This is a genomic window from Photobacterium malacitanum, assembly GCF_900185615.1.
Classification (GTDB): Bacteria; Pseudomonadota; Gammaproteobacteria; order Enterobacterales; family Vibrionaceae; genus Photobacterium; species Photobacterium malacitanum.
In genome coordinates this window covers 1-17,305 of record NZ_FYAK01000004.1, presented here as the reverse complement: position 1 = coordinate 17,305, position 17,305 = coordinate 1, and the positions used below count along the sequence as shown (strand labels likewise).

Sequence of the window (17,305 nt, the reverse complement as noted above, 5' to 3'; positions counted from 1 at the left end):
AGCAGGTGATAAAGACAATATAATTTGGAACAATGATAACATCACACTTTAGTGCAAATGTGTGTAAATATGTATAACGGTAGCATTTACATACAATTTGGATATAACTGACATAAATTTATTTATGCTATTGTCAATATTAAAAGCTTATTTCGAGCTTTATTGAAATATTGGTAATAGGTGAAATGTTAAAAAAAAATCTACTCGCATCGCTTCTACTTAGTTCTTTTGTTGCTCAACCGGCTCTCGCTGATACCACGTTAAATATTTATAATTGGTCAGAATATCTGCCTGCAGAATTATTGACACAATTTACCAAAGAAACGGATATCAAGGTCAACTACTCAACGTTTGAAAGTAATGAAACGATGTATACCAAGATCAAAATGATCGACGGTAAAGGGTACGATTTAGTATTTCCATCAACTTACTATGTTTCTAAAATGGCTGATGAAGGCTTATTAGCTAAACTGGATCATAGCAAAATTACTGCATTTTCTCAGTTAGATAGCACGATTTTAAATCAGCCTTTTGATCCTAATAACCAATACTCGATTCCTTATTTGTGGGGTAGCACTGCTTTAGGATATGACAGTGATGTGGTTGATGGTAAGCAAGTCACGCAGTGGAAAGATTTATGGAAGCCTGAGTTTAAAGGCAGTGTATTATTAACTGACGATCCGCGTGATGTGTTTGGTATGGCACTGATCATGAATGGCCATAGTGTAAATAGTCGTAATGAAGCTGAAATTAAGCAAGCTTATAACACCTTGAAAAGCTTGATGCCAAATGTGGCATTGTTTAATTCAGATGCACCGCATATTCCCTACATTGCCGGTGAAGTATCTGTTGGTATGCAATGGAATGGTACCGCTGTGCGTGCAGCAAATGAAAATCCAGCACTGAAATTTGCTTATCCACAAGAAGGCACTATCTTCTGGATGGATAATATGGTTATTCCTGCTGCGAGTAAGCAACAAGATGCTGCATATCAATTTATTAATTTCTTATTAAAACCAGAAAATCAAGCCAAAATAGTCACTGAAATTGGTTATGCAACGCCTAATTTAGCGGCATTAAATAATCTTCCTGACAATATTCGTAATAGTGATATTATTTTTCCAACCAAAGCGATTAAGCAACAAGGTCAATTTTTGGCCGATGTTGGTGAAGCAACAGCCATTTATCAGCGCTATTGGATGGAGTTGAAGAAATAATGAAAGTTATCTACACGGAAAAACAACGTTTACATCATGTACGTTTTGAATTTTTAAATGGTGAAGCAACGCCATGTTTTGAAAAGCCAGAGCGTGCTGACATGGTGCTTAATGCACTCAATAGTCATGGTGGTTTTACGATGGTGGAGCCTAATAGCTACGGTGATGCACCGATGCGTTGGGTACATACGGATGATTACGTTGATTTTCTCGCAAGTTGTTGGGATCAATGGGTTGAAGCTTTTGGTGATATGCATGATGCCTCACCATATTGTTTTGCACCAGCACGCCACTTGCGTAATCGTATTCCCAAAGATATCGAAGGTCGTTTAGGCTACTACAGTTTCGATATGACTGCTGCGATTACAGCTGGCTCTTGGAAAGCGATTGTCGCTGCGACAGAATGCGCATTAACAGGAGTCGATTTAATTAAACAAGGTGAGCACGCTGCGTTTGCATTGTGTCGCCCACCTGGTCACCACGCGGCATCCGATTTAATGGGTGGCTATTGCTATGCAAATAATGCCGCAATTGCAGCGGAAAGCTTTATTCGCCAAGGGGCAAAGCGCGTAGCAGTATTAGATATTGATTATCACCACGGTAATGGTACTCAGAGTATTTTCTATGATCGTAGCGATGTATTATTTGCATCGATTCATGGTGATCCAGATTACGATTATCCCCATTATCTTGGCTTTGCTGATGAAGAGGGTGAAGGTGAAGGCATTGGTTTTAATCTCAATTTGCCGTTACCGCTTAATACAACCGATTGGTCAGTGTATGAGCCTGCTTTAGTAACCGCATTGGCTCGTATTGCAGAATATCAGCCAGAAGCATTAATTATTTCATTAGGTATGGATACTTTTGCAAACGATCCGATCAGTTATTTTAAGTTGCTACGTAATGATTATACAAAGATCGGCTGGATGATTGGTTTATTAAATATTCCAACATTATTTGTATTTGAAGGTGGCTATGCGGTTGATGACTTAGGTCATAATACGGTAGCAGTGCTTGATGGTTTTAATAAAGCGTTAGTGTAATTATCTATACTATATAATTTAAAATATATGTGAAATTAAAAGCGATAGCCTGATGGTTATCGCTTTTTTTATAAGTAAGAGTTGGTGTTTGGGTAAAAAATAGACTGATATAAATCTAAATGAGAATCATTATTGATGGTGTGCTTTTTTGTTGTTAGTATAGCTGCACTTTTTTATATTTCTTTTAAGTATTGGTCTTATGTTTTTAGCGCCGTTAGTTTTGGCTCATATGTTGGTAAATAATGATTGTGATGAGTGTTGGCTAAGAGATGAAACTCGAGCAAAGCCTCGAGTAATAGATTTTTTAGTAGATAATAATCAACAGGCTGAAAAATATTTAGCATCATTGTCTAGCGGACAACAAAAGCTGTTATCTGAGTGGGAAAATATGCCAACTCATAAAGCTGAACAGCCATGGAATAATATTAATGGTCATAAATATAAAATCATTAATAATGGTTATGGTATCTTAGTTACTGACGATGAGCATACTGATAAAGTTATAGTTGATTTTAATCAGCGCGCTAAAAATTATAAATATTATCGACATGGTAATTGGTCGATTAGTCCTGATCTAAAGAAAATTATTATTACTGAAAATACTGTAGGTGATGATAATTATACTGTTACTGTGCTTGACATTAGTAGTGGTAAAGTTATCTATCGTAGTAGTCAAGGTTATAGTGATAATGTTATTTGGGCTAATGATAATAATATTATTATAGTTAAAAATAGCCAGTTAACATATAGACCATATAAAGTTGAATCGATTAACTTAGTAACAACCCAAAAACATGTTCTACTCAATGAAAGCGATCCAAAATGGTTAGTTTCTAGCTATGTAACAACAGATAATAAATATATTGTTATTCAAAGTAACGATGAAAGTAGTAGTGAACAATACTTAATACCTAGAGATAATATTACTCAAAAAGTATTAGTTAGAGCACGGCTGCCTGGTGTTGAATATTATGTTGATAGTGTTCAAAACCAGCGGTTTATTAAATCAAATCAAGATGGTTCTTTTGCAATTTATCGTGTGGGTAAACATGATGATTGGCTGAAAATCATTGATCCTAAAAGTGATATAGAGCGTTGGTTTATATCTAATAAAAATGTGATTCTTCAAATTAAAGATCAAGGTCAAATTTTTCTTAATAGTTACGATCATGATGGCAATATTTTGTTTTCTAAAAAATTATCTGCTGATGCCAGTGTGGGGTGGTTGGCTAATAATACTGATGCGAATAGTAATGTCATTAATATTCGTACTATGGGTTTAAAACAGCCAGCAGCTTGGCAAGCGATTGATATTAATAAAGGTAATTTGGTTAGTAGTTCTGCTGATACCTATCAGAGTTTTGATGCTGATAATTATACAGCTAAACAAATTACAGTGATGAATGGTAGTATTCGCGTGCCAGTCTCTTTGATCTTTCGTAAGGATAAAGTTTCACCATTATCACCTGTTATACTTTATGGTTATGGTTCTTATGGGGTTACAATGAGACCATATTTTATGCCGCAAATTATTTCACTTGCTGATAAAGGCGCTATTTATGCTGTAGCGCATGTACGTGGCGGTGGTTTTAATGGTGAAGAGTGGCATAAAGCAGGCTCTGGTATTCATCGTCAAAATAGCGTTAGCGACTTCCTTGCAGTAGCGAAAAAGATGCAACATTATAGCCCTATACCGTTATTAGCGAATAAGGAGCTTAAGGCTAAGCGTGATATTTTAGCGATAGGAGCAAGTGCTGGTGGTACCTTAGTGGCAGCAGCTATTAATCAACAACCGCAATTATTCACAGCTGCGGTATTACAAGTACCTTTTGTTGATGTGTTAACCAGTATGTCTGATTCATCATTACCGCTAACATCACAACAATACCAAGAATGGGGGAATCCTAATAACGTTCAGCAACGTAAAATTATTGCTGACTATAGTCCATTTGATAATATTAAGTCACAACCTTATCCACCTATATTAGTTCGTAGTGGGCTTTATGATAGCCGAGTACCTTTTTGGGAGGCTGCAAAGTATATTGCGAAAATTAAAAAAAATTCGACAGTAACTAACCCTTATTTATTATTAACTGATTTAAAAGCTGGCCATAATACAGATGGTAAAAAAGCTTTATCTCAGCAAGCAATGGATTATATGTTTTTATTAAATCAATCGTCGCTTAATAAATAATTACCCTTAAAAATAGCTTACAATTAAAGATATTATAATGAAGAAGACAGTGATTGCTGTAGCTATTTCTACGCTTAGTGGAAATGTATATGCAGAAACTAATAACAATATTACAGAATTTTCAGAAGTGTTAGTAACAGCACAAAAAATTGAAAAAACGCCTTATGAAGTTAATGGCTCAGTTACAGTCGTTACTGAACAAGATATGCGTCAACAAGGAGCAACGGAATTATACGATGCTCTTAAAAATGTTGCGGGAGTAAGTGTTAGCGGCGGTGCCGGACGACCACAAAATATTACTATTCGTGGTGTTAGAGGTAATAGAATTAAAATTATCTCTGATGATGTTGAAACTGGTGATGGCTATGGTGCGACAGATCTTAACGATAAAGTTGGACGTAATAGTTTTGATTTAACCGAAGCTAAACAGATAGAAGTTGTAAAAGGTGGTGGTTCATCATTGTATGGCTCAGGTGCATTAGGTGGAATGGTTATAGTTACGACTAAAGATGCAAGTGACTATTTAACGCCAATGAAAGATACCGCTGTTGAGGTAAGTACAAATTATGTTGGTGAAAGTAATAAATACCAAGGTACAGTTAATATTGCTCAACGTATAGGTGATTCTGAACATTTACTTCGTTATAGCCAATGGCGGGGTAATGGCTCAGATAATTATGATCATGCTATTTATAATCGTGATATTGATGGCTTTAATATATCACTAAGTAGTGATTTTTATATTGGTGATCATCAGCAAATTTCAACCAAGTTAAGTCGATATCAAGATAGTATGATTCGTAATGAACAGCTAGGGTTTTTAACTAACGAGTATAATGAAAAAAATGATACGACAACAGATAAATACCAACTGACTTATCTTTATAATGATGCTGGAATGATGTTGTTTGACGATGCTAAAGTAATTGGTTATTACGCTAATACAAATAGTGATCGTAAAAAACATTATTATGAGCATAAGAAAAATAGAAATATTACTGAACATTATTATTATGCTGAACGTGGTGAGTTTAATGAGCAAAAATATGGATTAAAAACGCAGTTCCAACGCAAATTAGAGCGACATAATATTGTGTGGGGTGTGGATACGGCGTATAAAAATCATCGGCGTATTATGGATAAACGAGTTGATTTTAATGGTCATTCAAGCTTAGAACGTAGCCACCCCTTTGCGGATGCTAATACCTACGAAATGGGCTTTTACATCCACGATGATATTAACTGGAATGATTGGGAATTTGGTGCAGGATTGCGTTATGACTATCAGTTAATGCAGCCTCAAAATAAAAGTCAATTTGTTAATGTTGGCCTAAATGGTTTATCAACGTTAGATGACATGACATCTGACGCATTATCACCTTCGTTATCTGTAGCTTATAATTTTAATCAAGATCTTAAGGCTTATCTTAGCTATAACCGTGGTTTTAACGCGCCTAATTATGCCAAAGTTTATGGTTATGTACCACATGATGGTATTCCACCATTTGATATTTTACCTAATTATAATTTAGAAGCTGAAACCAGTGATAACTTTGAATTAGGGTTTAAAGCTAGACAAGGTATTTATACGCTAAATGCAGCTGTATTTTATAGTAAATATAATAACTTTATTAGTCCACATAACGATCGTTTCAATGAAGATAACGGGCGTATGGAAGTTCGTTATATTAACGTTGATAAAGTAACGTCATATGGCTTTGAATTAAGCACAAGTGCTGAATTAACAGAAACATTAACGGCATCTGCTGATTTTTCTGTTGTCACGGCGAAGGATGATGAAAGTAATTATATTTCAACGTCATCCCCATGGGAAGGCGGTTTAACGTTAGATTATAGCCAAGATTTTGATGCCTTTGTACGTTGGAATTTTGCTGCCGCGATGAATAAAGTTCCGCAGTGTGGAGATAGTGTCGATCCTTTATCGTGTTCGCGTACATCTGGGTGGGGAACGGTTGATTTAGGTTTTAGTTATGAGCCAATTAATAACCTTAGTGTTAATGCCAATATCAATAATATTTTGAATCATGAATATATTCGTTATCAAGATGTTGCTGGTCTATCGGAATATAACAATAGATATAATACTGAAGCTGGACGTAATTTTAATGTATCTATGAGTTATAAGTTTTAAATAAAGGGATTTACTATGAAAAAAAATATTTTTGCGATGATAATACCATCATTATTATTTACTCCCAGTTTTGTAATCGCAAGTGAACTTTATTTCCCATCTCAACCAGCAGTAATATCATCAGAAGATGATGCTCGTCTGTGGGTCGAATCTCAATATCCATTATTAGCTGGTGAACCACTGACTGGACTCGTGTTTGATAAAGAAACTGAGAGTTTAGCGGCAAAACAATATCGATTTTATCAAGATATTGTTAATGGTAAAGCATGCCATAGTACTGTGGTCGTGGATGTGGATAAAAAAACACATCAAGTCATTCAGTTGTTTACACACTTAAAGTCAGCAGATCAATGTACTAATGCAAAACTTGATCAGCGCCAAGTACAACTTGATATGATGGGCGACCATGCTGATGTTACAGCAGCACGAACCGTTGATGCTGTCGTACAGGTATTCGATCCTGATCCTGTAACACAACTTAAAAGTTCCACTTTAAAATATACACAAGTATTGCCCCAAAGTGTTTATCAACAGCATGAAAATATTGAGGTTACAGAGATTAATGGCGTGCGCTATTTATCGAATAGCCGCGTGCAGATGGTCGATGTTAAAGCATTCGATATTGATGGCGATAATATCCAAGAAGCGGATGTGATAAATAGTCAGCAAGGATTAACAACATCTGTAAATGATTTTATTTATCGTCGTGATATTGCTGATTATGAAGCGGGTGATACTGCATTTTTAAATACCATGGCTTTTTATCATATTGATCAATCTATTCGTTATTTAAATAGTCTTGGTTTTGATCTCTTTTCACAACCAGTACGGGTAGATGCTTTTTTCGGTAATAAAGATAATTCAACGACTTATAGTGCACAGAATCTGATTGTTTTTGGTAATGGTATGTCTGCCGATGCGGAAGATGCTGGTGTTATTTTGCATGAACTGGCACATATGATTAACTATCGTTTAATTAGTAATTGGGAAGAAGGTGATACTGGTGCTATTGGTGAAGGGTTAGGTGATTATTGGGCAGCTTCTTACACTTATAGGAATAATCCATATTATGATATTGATACTGTATTTCGGTGGGATGGTATTAATACTAGTAAAGTATCAACACGTACCGTTAATGATAGTGAAGCTAAATATATATCCGGTTTGGAATATCCAGCCCATGTTGTTCGCAATGGATCAAATGTCGATCAGTTATGGTCAACACCTTTATTCTCAACCTTAAAAGCAGCAGTGGCTGAGAAGGGAGATATTGCACATGCAGAAGTTGATAAGATTATATGGGAAGGTATTGCTGCATTAGGTGCTGGAGCGACAATGCCCCAGGCAGCCCAAAGTATTATTCAAGCTGCGCATCTTCTACATCCTCATGATGCTTATTATGCCAAGACATTTAGATTTTATTTTCAACAGCATAATATTTTATCAAATAGTATTGCTTATTACGCACCTCAATTTTTGGAGAAGAACGATAATCATCAATCATTAACAGTTGATGCTTATAATATGACTCATGCGCCTTTAGGTAATGTTGTGATTGATATTAATCCGTCAATAAGTGAAGGTTATGAATTTGAGAAATTTAATAACCATCAAGCATTGAAAGTTAATGTTAATTTATCACAAGCTCCACGTTGCGGTGAACGTTTTTGGGTAGATATTAATACCAGTATTAATATTGGAGATTCTCAGAAAGTACAGCAACAGAATACACAGTTACCTTTTGTTATGTGTAAACCAATACTTTCTTTACCAGTAAAGGATGTTAATTCTCTTTTAGTCGATGCAAAGGCTATAAATGATTTAGGTGTGGTTGCTGTAGGTGAAAAAAATATGTCACTTGCTATTAATAGTGAGGACTTACTAAGCGATAACTTTGCTATTTCATTGGATATTGAGCATCCACGTATATCTGATCTTAAAATCAGTATTATTACGCCCGCAGGTGATCAAGAAATACCATTATTAGTTTATGAGAATATTAAGCCAACGCAATTTAAGCGATTATTAATGGCTAAATATAATAATAAATTGAAAGCATTAGTCGGAATACCATTAAAAGGGTTATGGCAATTGAAAATTATTGATCGGGTCCCGGGTGAAAAAGGAAAATTAGTGTCATGGGGAATTGCTAATATTTCAAGTTATCAACAACCGGATTCAAATAAAACCGATTCAAAACATGAGCATAAATCACAATCATTGGTTACTAATAATTCTAAATCAGGAGGTAGTGTTGGCTGGATATCTTGGTTATTAATGGTATCAGCTTTATTTATTCGTCATTTCGGTCATGGTAAAAAGGATTAATTTATGAATTATAAAATATCTATTATTGGGTCTTTTATTGCTTTAGCTTTAGTTGGGTGTAATAGTGGTTCATCTGACTCATTAACTGCAACGACTACTTCTGGTTCGACACAGTTGAACTATAAATTACAAGGTGAGCTCGCGAACAGCTCTGAAATTAGTAATGATATTTCAGTATGTGTCGATCTTGATGGTGATTTGAGTTGTAGCGAGAAAGACATTAATACGGTATCTACACGTGGTGATTTTTCTCTACAGCATAATAATACAGAGTTATTGACACAGGCGATAGTTGTCTCTGCTAAATCTTCTCAAACATCTGAAGAGTTTCGTTTATTAATTCCTGCGGCTAATAATTATCCAGAGCACAGCATACTATCAATAGCGCCTGTATCTACTTTGATTTATGGGTTGATGAATCGAGTTTCATTACCACTATCGTTTTTAGATGCTGTAAATAAAATGACGTTACTATTGCAAAAAACGATCAGTCCACAAATTACAGATCTTAATAGTATTGCATTAGGTGATGCAGTTGCTCAGAAAAAATATGAATTGTTTAACCATAATTTAATTCAATATTTTATTGAGCTAAATCGTCTCAATAATCAGAACTATATAACGACGATTAGTCAACTTGGTGAGCATCTTGATGAGTTAGTACCCGCGTTTGTAAGTAATAATGCGCAAGCGATAAAAACAGTAAAAGATAAAATTAGACAGCAACAATTAATAATTGTTGGCAGTAATGATACAGGAGTGACGTCTTATTTAGTTGATGGGAAATTACAGTCATATCCTAGTGAAGAATATCCAGGGCAAGATGCTCAGTATGGTTTAGATCGTGCAGGAGTTAAAGGCTTTAAGCTAATTAAATTAGATAACAAGGGTAATGAGTTACCTCCATCCGCACCGCAGTGGACATGTGTTGAAGATGGTAATACAGGACTTATATGGGAAGTTAAAATTGACGATGTAACGAGCCCGCGTGATAAAAATCGTTTGTTTGCGATCAAGGCATCGGGATATACACCTAATCAGGGTGATATAGCGGCAGCGACTTGTTCCACCGATAGTGATTCATCAATGTGCAATACTCAACAATATGCAAAATATTTAAATCAAAGAGCATTATGTGGCAAAAAAAATTGGCGTTTACCAACAGCATCAGAACAATTTGATTTACTTGATTTAGGTGCCGCTGAAGTACAGCCTAATTTAGGAATAACAAGTGGTATGGATTTATCTTATTTCCCCAATATGATCAAAGGTGATTGGGGCGCGGGTTGGTATTGGAATAGTTCTCGCGCTATTTCATATTATGAAAATGTCCATTTTATTGGACTTGATCAACTTGGTGATACAACGGGTCATACTGATGCTAGTAATCTAATTCTTTGTCCAAAATCTGTTTCTGCGAGTGGAAAGTCTTGTGAGGATGCAAATACATTACCCGTTCGAATGGTCGCAAGTAAGGAATATTAAAATGAAATTAACCAATAAAATGCTAATATTAGTTATTGCGATATTTGCTAATTCTGTTTATGCAGCACCCGATCAAATTTGTTTACAAGGTGTGCCATTAAGTGCACCCAATAGTCGCTATATAATGAACAATAACGGTACTGTTAAAGATATTAAGACGGGATTAACTTGGATGCGTTGTCTCGTTGGTATGCACTGGGATGCGACTGAAAATTCGTGTACAGGTGAACCAATGGTAAATAGTTGGCAGTCTGCACTTATGACAGTCAAAAATATTAATAGCCCATTATCATCACATTATTTACGCCAGTTTGCGGGTATTAAACATTGGCGATTACCAAATATTAAGGAATTACAGTCATTGCAAGAGACATCTTGTTATATTCCAGCGGTTAATCGTATTGCGTTTCCAAATAGTGTAAAGGATGCATATTCTGTTGCAGGAACAGTTTGGTCTGCGACTCCAAGCATGATAGCAGACGAAGCATATATTTTTGGTCTGAGTGATGGGCTTATCTTTAAGCAGGGCGGAAATGCTGCAACTTATAGTAGTTTATTAGTTGCTGAGTAAGAAAAAATAACAAGACGACCTTGTTGGTAGACAGGGTCGTCTTAGTCACTAAAGCGTGATCCCCATATAAACACATAACTCGCGTTTAATACGAATAAATTCGGTAGAAGAAACTTTTTGTGCTTGATAATCGCTGCACTTATCAAAGTTAATATCATCAACTTCAATCTCTAAAAAAGGTAGCTCAGTGCAGTTAGTTAGTAAATAAAGTGCACGGTTACCATCAATTTTATAATTGAGATCAAAGGCAACAATAGTTTCCATATTGACGTAAATATTATTAATTTTAAGTGCTTTTTTCATTACAGATATCCTATGTAAGTAACGCTAAAGTCACATTTTCTCTGTGGCTAAAAATAGCATATGCTGAGTTATAGATTTTGTATGCAGTAACTTCTGCAATGAAAGATTGTATTATTCATTAACTGCAATCGCTTGAATTGAATCTTTTTTATGCTGTTTTGATTCAACTTTGGCTAACCATAATAGTGGCGCTATGATCATTACTGTTCCCATTAAGGTGGTGATATCAGGTACTTCATTAAACAATAAATAGCCCACGATAACCGCACCAATTAATCCACTGTATTCCGCACTGGCTATTTTATTACTTTCAGCAGCACGGTAAGCAACGACACACGTTGCCGCATATACCAAAATTAATGCACTTGAGCCTGATGCTGTAATCAGTGGCGACCAGTCCCAGGGTTTATTTTCCCATAGTGCTAACATCAGTGATGCTGGCATACCGATTAAGTTCGTCAGCAATAAGGTCTGAGCAACACTCTGCTCGGTCGGGAGTTTTCGAATAAAAAGGTTATTAACGGCAATAGTAAAGGCAACCACTAATGCACCAAAAGCAGCCCAACTAATATCGGTTGGGCGTACAATAACTAACACACCCGCAAAGCCAATAATACCTGCAGCGATAGAATAACGGGTTAGCTTTTCAGCATACATCACCATGGCGAGCGGAAGCATGATCAAGGGGGCGGCATAGAAAATAGCGTTTGCAGTGGCCAGCGGCAGTGTGCTTAATGAGATCACCATAAATACCGCACCTAATAACCATACATGTGCGCGTACACAATGCCATTTTAAGCCAATTAAAAAGCTTTGTTTGGTCGCACGTAAACAAAAAGGCAGTAAGATGATCACCGCTGACAATTGGCGAAAAAATACAAACTGAAATACAGCCGCATCTCTACCCATGGTTTTAATTAAAGCATCAGAAAGCACTGCCACTAAATTACCAATAATTAAGATGGTCATTGCAAAGCCAACAGAACGGTTTTTCATTATACCTACCGAAATAAATAGCAGCGAATAGCACGAATAAAGCAGCATGTTATGATGAATTTAGCGTGAAGTATAATAATATAATATGGTTTGATGTTGATGTCGCTAGTGGATCTTTACCAAGCAATGGTGTCGCCGCTATAACTTAAAAATTGACCGCTATTTTTAGGGGTTAACGTCGATAAAATATTTAATAAACATTGCGCAGTATATTGTGGTGTAAATAGTTTATGTGAAGCAACATTGCGTTGAAAAGGTTGAGAAAGAGCGCTGTCAGTAGTGCCAGGATGAAAGGCCACCACACAGCAGGAAGGTAATTTTGTTTGCCATTCAATACTGATGGTTTTAATTGCCATATTTAATGCCGCTTTAGAGCTGCGATAGCTGATCCAACCACCTAATTTATTATCCTCAATACTGCCGACTCTGGCTGAGATCGTGACAAAATAACTACGCGGTGAAGTTTTTAATGATGCCATAAAGTGCTTAGCAAGTAGCAATGTCGGTAAGGTATTTGTTTGAATATTGGTTTGGAAAAAATTGACATCAAACTGTTGAATGGATTTTTCAGGTAAATGCCCAGCAGTATGGAGCACGCCAGCGGCATTGATCAGCACATCTAGTTGGGGAAATAGGGCAGTAAGCTTAGCAATATCAGCTTCAATCGTAATATCTAGCGCATGCCAATGTAATTGTGGATGTTGATAGTCGGGCTGGTGGCGAAAATATGTCGCATGGATGTGCGCATGAGGCCTGAGTAGCAATAACTGTTTGATAACTGCAAGTCCAATAGATCCAGAACCACCAATAATTAATGCATTCATTATATCATCCTTGAAATTGTGCATAACGATTTCGCATCGTTTGCCTATGATCATTAAGTAGCATTATAGCGTACTAAGAATAAGGTTGAGTCTGTGATAAAATATACAATTACATTTAAAGTAGTATCATAACTGTACAGTTGAATTCCATTTGGGAATAAGCGCTTTACATAAAACATCGTCCTCTATAATATACGCCGCATGGAGAGATGGCTGAGTGGTTGAAAGCACCGGTCTTGAAAACCGGCATACGTTTATAGCGTATCTAGGGTTCAAATCCCTATCTCTCCGCCACACATTAAAAAGCCGCTATTTATAGCGGCTTTTTTACGTTTGAACCAAATGATTTATCATTCTATTCCATTTTCCCCGCGGTACTTGCTGGTTCGAAGTATTCCAAAGAAGTAGAGAAGTAGTGGACACCCATAAATTTTTGCTTAGAGGCTATCATTTACTCAGCCTAATATCCGTGATCTGCTCAAGGTATGATCGAGCCTAAAAGATATCAGTGAATTGTTTTAATTTTTAGAAGGAAAGTTATGGCTGTCCTATGTTTTTTTGAATGAGATCTTGCTCACGTAACGTCACTGACTATGACAAGGACAAGTGTTTTCTGTTTAATATGTTATATCTTATGACTATGATTGATGATGTTAGCCTTTATTACTCAATGGAAGATAAAACATAAATGGAAGATAAAATTCAGTATTTTACAATCGAAGAGCTTTTTAGTGATTTTGAGCAACATTGTACTCGCGTTGAATATATGGATATGTTACGTGTTACTGCTGATGCTCATATAAAACAAATGTTTATGGTTGGCTGTGAGGTAATCAATCCTGACAGCGAGTGTTTATTATCAATTACGGATAACAATTATATAGCGCCAACTAAACAGCAAGTTCAATGTGTTGTAAATTATTTAGTTGAAACCCTTGGAGTATCTAAAACAGAGATATCGATTCAACTAGGTGTGACAGCAAAAGGTAATAGAACCCTTAACAGCTGGCTTGGTAGTAGTCGTGATCAGCAAATACCGTATACGGCTTGGCGGAAGTTACTGTCGTTAGCTGGATTATCAATTGATTTAATGGTGTTATCAGAGCGAGCACAATTAATACTAGCTAAAGAGGCTAAGCAATTAACGGTTGCTGAAAATAATGGTAGTGAATTAGCATTATTACAGGAAGCTTATAACGTTCTCGATCATGGAACAGCTGATGAACGGCTATATTTTTTAAATAAGTTAAAGCAGTACTTCGAGGAATTGAGAGTAATCTAATAAAATATAAACCGAGTTTTGGCTCGGTTTATGACAATAATTATGATGACTATGATTAATTAATACTTTGTCTTGCTTCAATACTGCCATGGGTTTGAATCGTAGTACCTTGAGATCCTGCACAGCCAGTTACAACCATTCCTAATAAGATAAATGCGATAATATTTTTCATGAATAATCCCTTATGAGTATAATGTTAATGGTTAGCAGAGTGTACCTGTAACCACAAATGGCAACAAGGATCTAAAAAATGACTTATTTAGACAATTTAAAAAGCCGCTGATAATAATCAGCGGCAAAGTGGATTATATGTTTATGATCGTTAGAGTTTCTTTGAGAAAATCCCGCACAGACCAATGATAATTAAACCAAGGATCATAATCTCACCTTTATTACTATCAAAGCCTGCTTTAACGCCAGCAATAGCAACAATTGCGATAGCTACTGGAATGATATATTTGATCAACATATACCACACATTGAACAGTGGGAATGAAACCTTACCGTCATTCGTGATTTCTTTTTTCAATTCACTACGATCTAAACGCCAGCCAGCAAATAAACATACCAACATACCGCCAATAGCAAGGAAGATCTTATCGGTTAACAAATCAAAAATATCAAAAGCGCCCGTATGGAACAGGGTTGGGCCAAATCCACCAATAGATAAAGACGCTAAGATACACAGTAATGCCATTACACCACTGGCTGTTAGTACCGCAGTTATACGATTGAAGCCTTTTTCATCAATTAAATAAGCAACAACAACTTCAAGTAATGATACCGAGGATGTGAGTGCTGCCACACTTAGTCCGATAAAGAACAAAATAGCGAGTACTAAGCCAATTTCACCCATTTCGGCAAACAGTTGTGGTACTACGACAAATACTAAACCTGGACCCGCTGATGGCTCCATGCCAAAAGCAAACATGGCAGGGAACATTGCGATACCAGCAAGTAGGGCGACACTTGTATCCATTGCGGTAACCATTGCTGTTGTTTGTACAAGGTTTTCTTGCTTGCGGAGGTAACTACCATAAGTCAGCATACAGCCCATACCGAGGCTTAATGAGAAGAACGCTTGTCCTAATGCTGCTAATACAACGGAACTATCAATTTTTGAAAAATCAGGCTTAAACAAGAACTCTAATCCTGCCATTGCACCAGGTAACATTAATCCTTTGATTGATACAATCATTAAAATGATAAATAACAGTGGCATTAATACTTTACCGGCTTTCTCAATACCACCAGAAACACCACGCATAACCACTAAAATATTAAAGAAGAGATATAGTCCCATCCAAAATAGAGGTTGCAGAGGATTAGCAATAAAACCGCTAAAACTGTCACCAATCGCGTCGGGTTGACTTAGTAGACCAGTAGAAACTTTATAGATATAGGCAATGGCCCAGCCACCGACAACAGGGTAGAAGCCCATGATCAATAGACCACTAAGTACGCCTAGAATGCCGACAAAAGTCCAACGACGGTCTGTTGTTTTAAATGCTCCGACTGCTGATAGTCCTGTTTTTCGACCAACAGCAAATTCTGTTAGCATCACACTAAAACCAATCACGATAACAAATAATAGATAGATAGCGACGAATGCACCACCGCCATTTTCACCTGCGGTGTAAGGGAATTTCCAAATGTTACCTAAACCTACAGCAGATCCTGCTGCTGCCATCACGAAGCCAATCTTTGAACTCCATGTTCCTCGATTTGGTGTTGTTGATGATGTTGTATCCATACGTAATCCTGTGTTTATAAATAAAAGCGTTTGATTTTTAATAGATAATATACTTACAGCGCATAATTGTTTAAGAGAATAAGATCAAGGTTTAATAGTTGTGTTTGAAAAGATATAAAGATGTTAAATGTATTAACTACTTTTTATCATGTATTTAATGGTTTTTAAACGGAAAATTACATTAAGATAAACACTAAGCATGATGTTTTATTATTGATTTATGATAAATATCCTTAATAAACAAATTGTTACTGTTATTCTGGTAAGGCTTGATAAATAGCATAAAATGCTAAAGTGTATATTATCTTGTGTAGACAAGGATTTCGTTTGATATCGATGTAAGCAACATAGATTATCGTTATATTGGATATAATTAGGTGGTTATGCTGCTTTAATGTTTTTTATGGGAGCATAAGTTAGGTGTGTTGTCGTCATTATAGTTGTAATAACGGTTACTTGTGATGAAAGTGTATGAATGATGCTTTATTGTTCTTGTTTTGGTCGTTTTTAGTTTTCATTGGTTGATAAAAATGCAATTGGTAATTTTTTGAATATTATTACTTTACAGCTACCGTTATCGACTATATTATTCGCGGCATTGGAGAGATGGCTGAGTGGTTGAAAGCACCGGTCTTGAAAACCGGCATACGTTTATAGCGTATCTAGGGTTCAAATCCCTATCTCTCCGCCATATTCTAGAAATTCGATGAAATCGAGTTTCATAAAGAATTGGAGCGGTAGTTCAGTTGGTTAGAATACCGGCCTGTCACGCCGGGGGTCGCGGGTTCGAGTCCCGTCCGCTCCGCCAACATAAAGACGCAGTGTAATTTATTAACATGCTGTGTAACGAAATTTTGTGCCGACTTAGCTCAGTAGGTAGAGCAACTGACTTGTAATCAGTAGGTCACCAGTTCGACTCCGGTAGTCGGCACCATTAAATTTCGGTGGGGTTCCCGAGTGGCCAAAGGGAGCAGATTGTAAATCTGCCGGCACTGCCTTCGAAGGTTCGAATCCTTCCCCCACCACCATAATAATTCCCTCTTAGTTCAGTCGGTAGAACGGCGGACTGTTAATCCGTATGTCGCTGGTTCAAGTCCAGCAGAGGGAGCCAAATAGAAAAGCCCGCAAGCAATTGCGGGCTTTTTTACGTCTGGGGT

General features: G+C 36.5%; 12 protein-coding genes and 6 tRNA genes. 14 read left to right on the top strand and 4 right to left on the bottom strand.

From position 1 onward, the window contains the following. Positions 1-185: 185 nt before the first annotated feature. The 7 genes from PMAL9190_RS11375 to PMAL9190_RS11345 all read left to right on the top strand — a co-directional run bounded on the left by PMAL9190_RS11375 (position 186) and on the right by PMAL9190_RS11345 (position 10,990). Entirely contained in the window at positions 186-1,217 is a 1,032-nt protein-coding gene (locus PMAL9190_RS11375) for an extracellular solute-binding protein (RefSeq protein WP_087845307.1), read from the top strand. Then, entirely contained in the window at positions 1,217-2,260 is a 1,044-nt protein-coding gene (locus tag PMAL9190_RS11370; protein ID WP_087845306.1) for a histone deacetylase family protein, read from the top strand. The genes PMAL9190_RS11375 and PMAL9190_RS11370 overlap by 1 nt, the downstream gene beginning before the upstream one ends. 229 nt (positions 2,261-2,489) lie before the next feature. Next, positions 2,490-4,454, top strand: a complete 1,965-nt coding sequence (locus tag PMAL9190_RS11365; RefSeq protein ID WP_235004348.1) for a prolyl oligopeptidase family serine peptidase — start codon at positions 2,490-2,492, stop codon at positions 4,452-4,454. Positions 4,455-4,491: 37 nt separating this feature from the next. Further along, positions 4,492-6,606, top strand: a complete 2,115-nt coding sequence (locus PMAL9190_RS11360; RefSeq protein WP_087845304.1) for a TonB-dependent hemoglobin/transferrin/lactoferrin family receptor — start codon at positions 4,492-4,494, stop codon at positions 6,604-6,606. A gap of 15 nt (positions 6,607-6,621) precedes the next feature. Then, positions 6,622-8,934, top strand: a complete 2,313-nt coding sequence (locus PMAL9190_RS11355) for a proprotein convertase P-domain-containing protein (RefSeq protein ID WP_087845303.1) — start codon at positions 6,622-6,624, stop codon at positions 8,932-8,934. A 3-nt stretch (positions 8,935-8,937) separates the two neighbouring features. Further along, complete coding sequence (locus PMAL9190_RS11350; RefSeq protein WP_087845302.1) at positions 8,938-10,419, top strand: Lcl C-terminal domain-containing protein; 1,482 nt, start codon at positions 8,938-8,940, stop codon at positions 10,417-10,419. A gap of 1 nt (position 10,420) precedes the next feature. Further along, positions 10,421-10,990, top strand: coding sequence for an Lcl C-terminal domain-containing protein (locus tag PMAL9190_RS11345; RefSeq protein WP_087845301.1), 570 nt, complete (start codon positions 10,421-10,423; stop codon positions 10,988-10,990). A 48-nt stretch (positions 10,991-11,038) separates the two neighbouring features. Here the strand turns inward: PMAL9190_RS11345 and PMAL9190_RS11340 are convergent, their stop codons facing one another. From PMAL9190_RS11340 to PMAL9190_RS11330, 3 genes are all read right to left on the bottom strand, one after another. Beyond that, entirely contained in the window at positions 11,039-11,293 is a 255-nt protein-coding gene (locus PMAL9190_RS11340; protein ID WP_087845300.1) for a hypothetical protein, read from the bottom strand. A gap of 111 nt (positions 11,294-11,404) precedes the next feature. After that, positions 11,405-12,289 carry a DMT family transporter gene (locus PMAL9190_RS11335; protein WP_087845299.1) on the bottom strand — a complete coding sequence of 295 codons (885 nt, stop codon included), beginning with the start codon at positions 12,287-12,289 and terminating at the stop codon, positions 11,405-11,407. 116 nt (positions 12,290-12,405) lie between these two features. Beyond that, positions 12,406-13,113 (bottom strand): SDR family oxidoreductase, encoded by a 708-nt coding sequence (locus PMAL9190_RS11330; RefSeq protein WP_087845298.1) that lies wholly within the window; start codon positions 13,111-13,113, stop codon positions 12,406-12,408. A gap of 203 nt (positions 13,114-13,316) precedes the next feature. On the opposite strand from PMAL9190_RS11330, the gene PMAL9190_RS11325 reads away from it, so the two are divergent. Both PMAL9190_RS11325 and PMAL9190_RS11320 read left to right on the top strand, forming a co-directional pair. After that, positions 13,317-13,407 (top strand) — tRNA-Ser (locus PMAL9190_RS11325). A gap of 394 nt (positions 13,408-13,801) precedes the next feature. Beyond that, a complete protein-coding gene (locus PMAL9190_RS11320) occupies positions 13,802-14,395 on the top strand; it encodes a hypothetical protein (RefSeq protein ID WP_087845297.1) in 594 nt (197 codons plus the stop codon). 322 nt (positions 14,396-14,717) lie between these two features. Here PMAL9190_RS11320 and PMAL9190_RS11315 read toward each other — a convergent pair whose 3' ends face one another. Next, positions 14,718-16,148 carry a sodium-dependent transporter gene (locus tag PMAL9190_RS11315; RefSeq protein ID WP_087845296.1) on the bottom strand — a complete coding sequence of 477 codons (1,431 nt, stop codon included), beginning with the start codon at positions 16,146-16,148 and terminating at the stop codon, positions 14,718-14,720. A gap of 600 nt (positions 16,149-16,748) precedes the next feature. On the opposite strand from PMAL9190_RS11315, the gene PMAL9190_RS11310 reads away from it, so the two are divergent. The 5 genes from PMAL9190_RS11310 (at position 16,749) to PMAL9190_RS11290 (ending at position 17,259) form a co-directional block, all read left to right on the top strand. Continuing rightward, positions 16,749-16,839, top strand: a tRNA-Ser gene (locus PMAL9190_RS11310). A 40-nt stretch (positions 16,840-16,879) separates the two neighbouring features. After that, positions 16,880-16,956, top strand: a tRNA-Asp gene (locus tag PMAL9190_RS11305). A 50-nt stretch (positions 16,957-17,006) separates the two neighbouring features. Continuing rightward, a tRNA-Thr gene (locus PMAL9190_RS11300) sits at positions 17,007-17,082 on the top strand. Between the two features lie 9 nt (positions 17,083-17,091). Then, positions 17,092-17,176 (top strand) — tRNA-Tyr (locus PMAL9190_RS11295). Positions 17,177-17,183: 7 nt separating this feature from the next. Then, positions 17,184-17,259 (top strand) — tRNA-Asn (locus tag PMAL9190_RS11290). Positions 17,260-17,305 lie beyond the last annotated feature (46 nt).

Bases quoted from the DNA above. Each gene is read 5' to 3' on its own strand.
- PMAL9190_RS11330 (WP_087845298.1), bottom strand. From the start codon at position 13,113: ATGAATGCATTAATTATTGGTGGTTCTGGATCTATTGGACTTGCAGTT.
- PMAL9190_RS11345 (WP_087845301.1), top strand. From the start codon at position 10,421: ATGAAATTAACCAATAAAATGCTAATATTAGTTATTGCGATATTTGCT.
- PMAL9190_RS11340 (WP_087845300.1), bottom strand. From the start codon at position 11,293: ATGAAAAAAGCACTTAAAATTAATAATATTTACGTCAATATGGAAACT.
- PMAL9190_RS11335 (WP_087845299.1), bottom strand. From the start codon at position 12,289: ATGAAAAACCGTTCTGTTGGCTTTGCAATGACCATCTTAATTATTGGT.
- PMAL9190_RS11320 (WP_087845297.1), top strand. From the start codon at position 13,802: ATGGAAGATAAAATTCAGTATTTTACAATCGAAGAGCTTTTTAGTGAT.
- PMAL9190_RS11360 (WP_087845304.1), top strand. From the start codon at position 4,492: ATGAAGAAGACAGTGATTGCTGTAGCTATTTCTACGCTTAGTGGAAAT.
- PMAL9190_RS11375 (WP_087845307.1), top strand. From the start codon at position 186: ATGTTAAAAAAAAATCTACTCGCATCGCTTCTACTTAGTTCTTTTGTT.
- PMAL9190_RS11315 (WP_087845296.1), bottom strand. From the start codon at position 16,148: ATGGATACAACATCATCAACAACACCAAATCGAGGAACATGGAGTTCA.
- PMAL9190_RS11355 (WP_087845303.1), top strand. From the start codon at position 6,622: ATGAAAAAAAATATTTTTGCGATGATAATACCATCATTATTATTTACT.
- PMAL9190_RS11365 (WP_235004348.1), top strand. From the start codon at position 2,490: ATGTTGGTAAATAATGATTGTGATGAGTGTTGGCTAAGAGATGAAACT.
- PMAL9190_RS11370 (WP_087845306.1), top strand. From the start codon at position 1,217: ATGAAAGTTATCTACACGGAAAAACAACGTTTACATCATGTACGTTTT.
- PMAL9190_RS11350 (WP_087845302.1), top strand. From the start codon at position 8,938: ATGAATTATAAAATATCTATTATTGGGTCTTTTATTGCTTTAGCTTTA.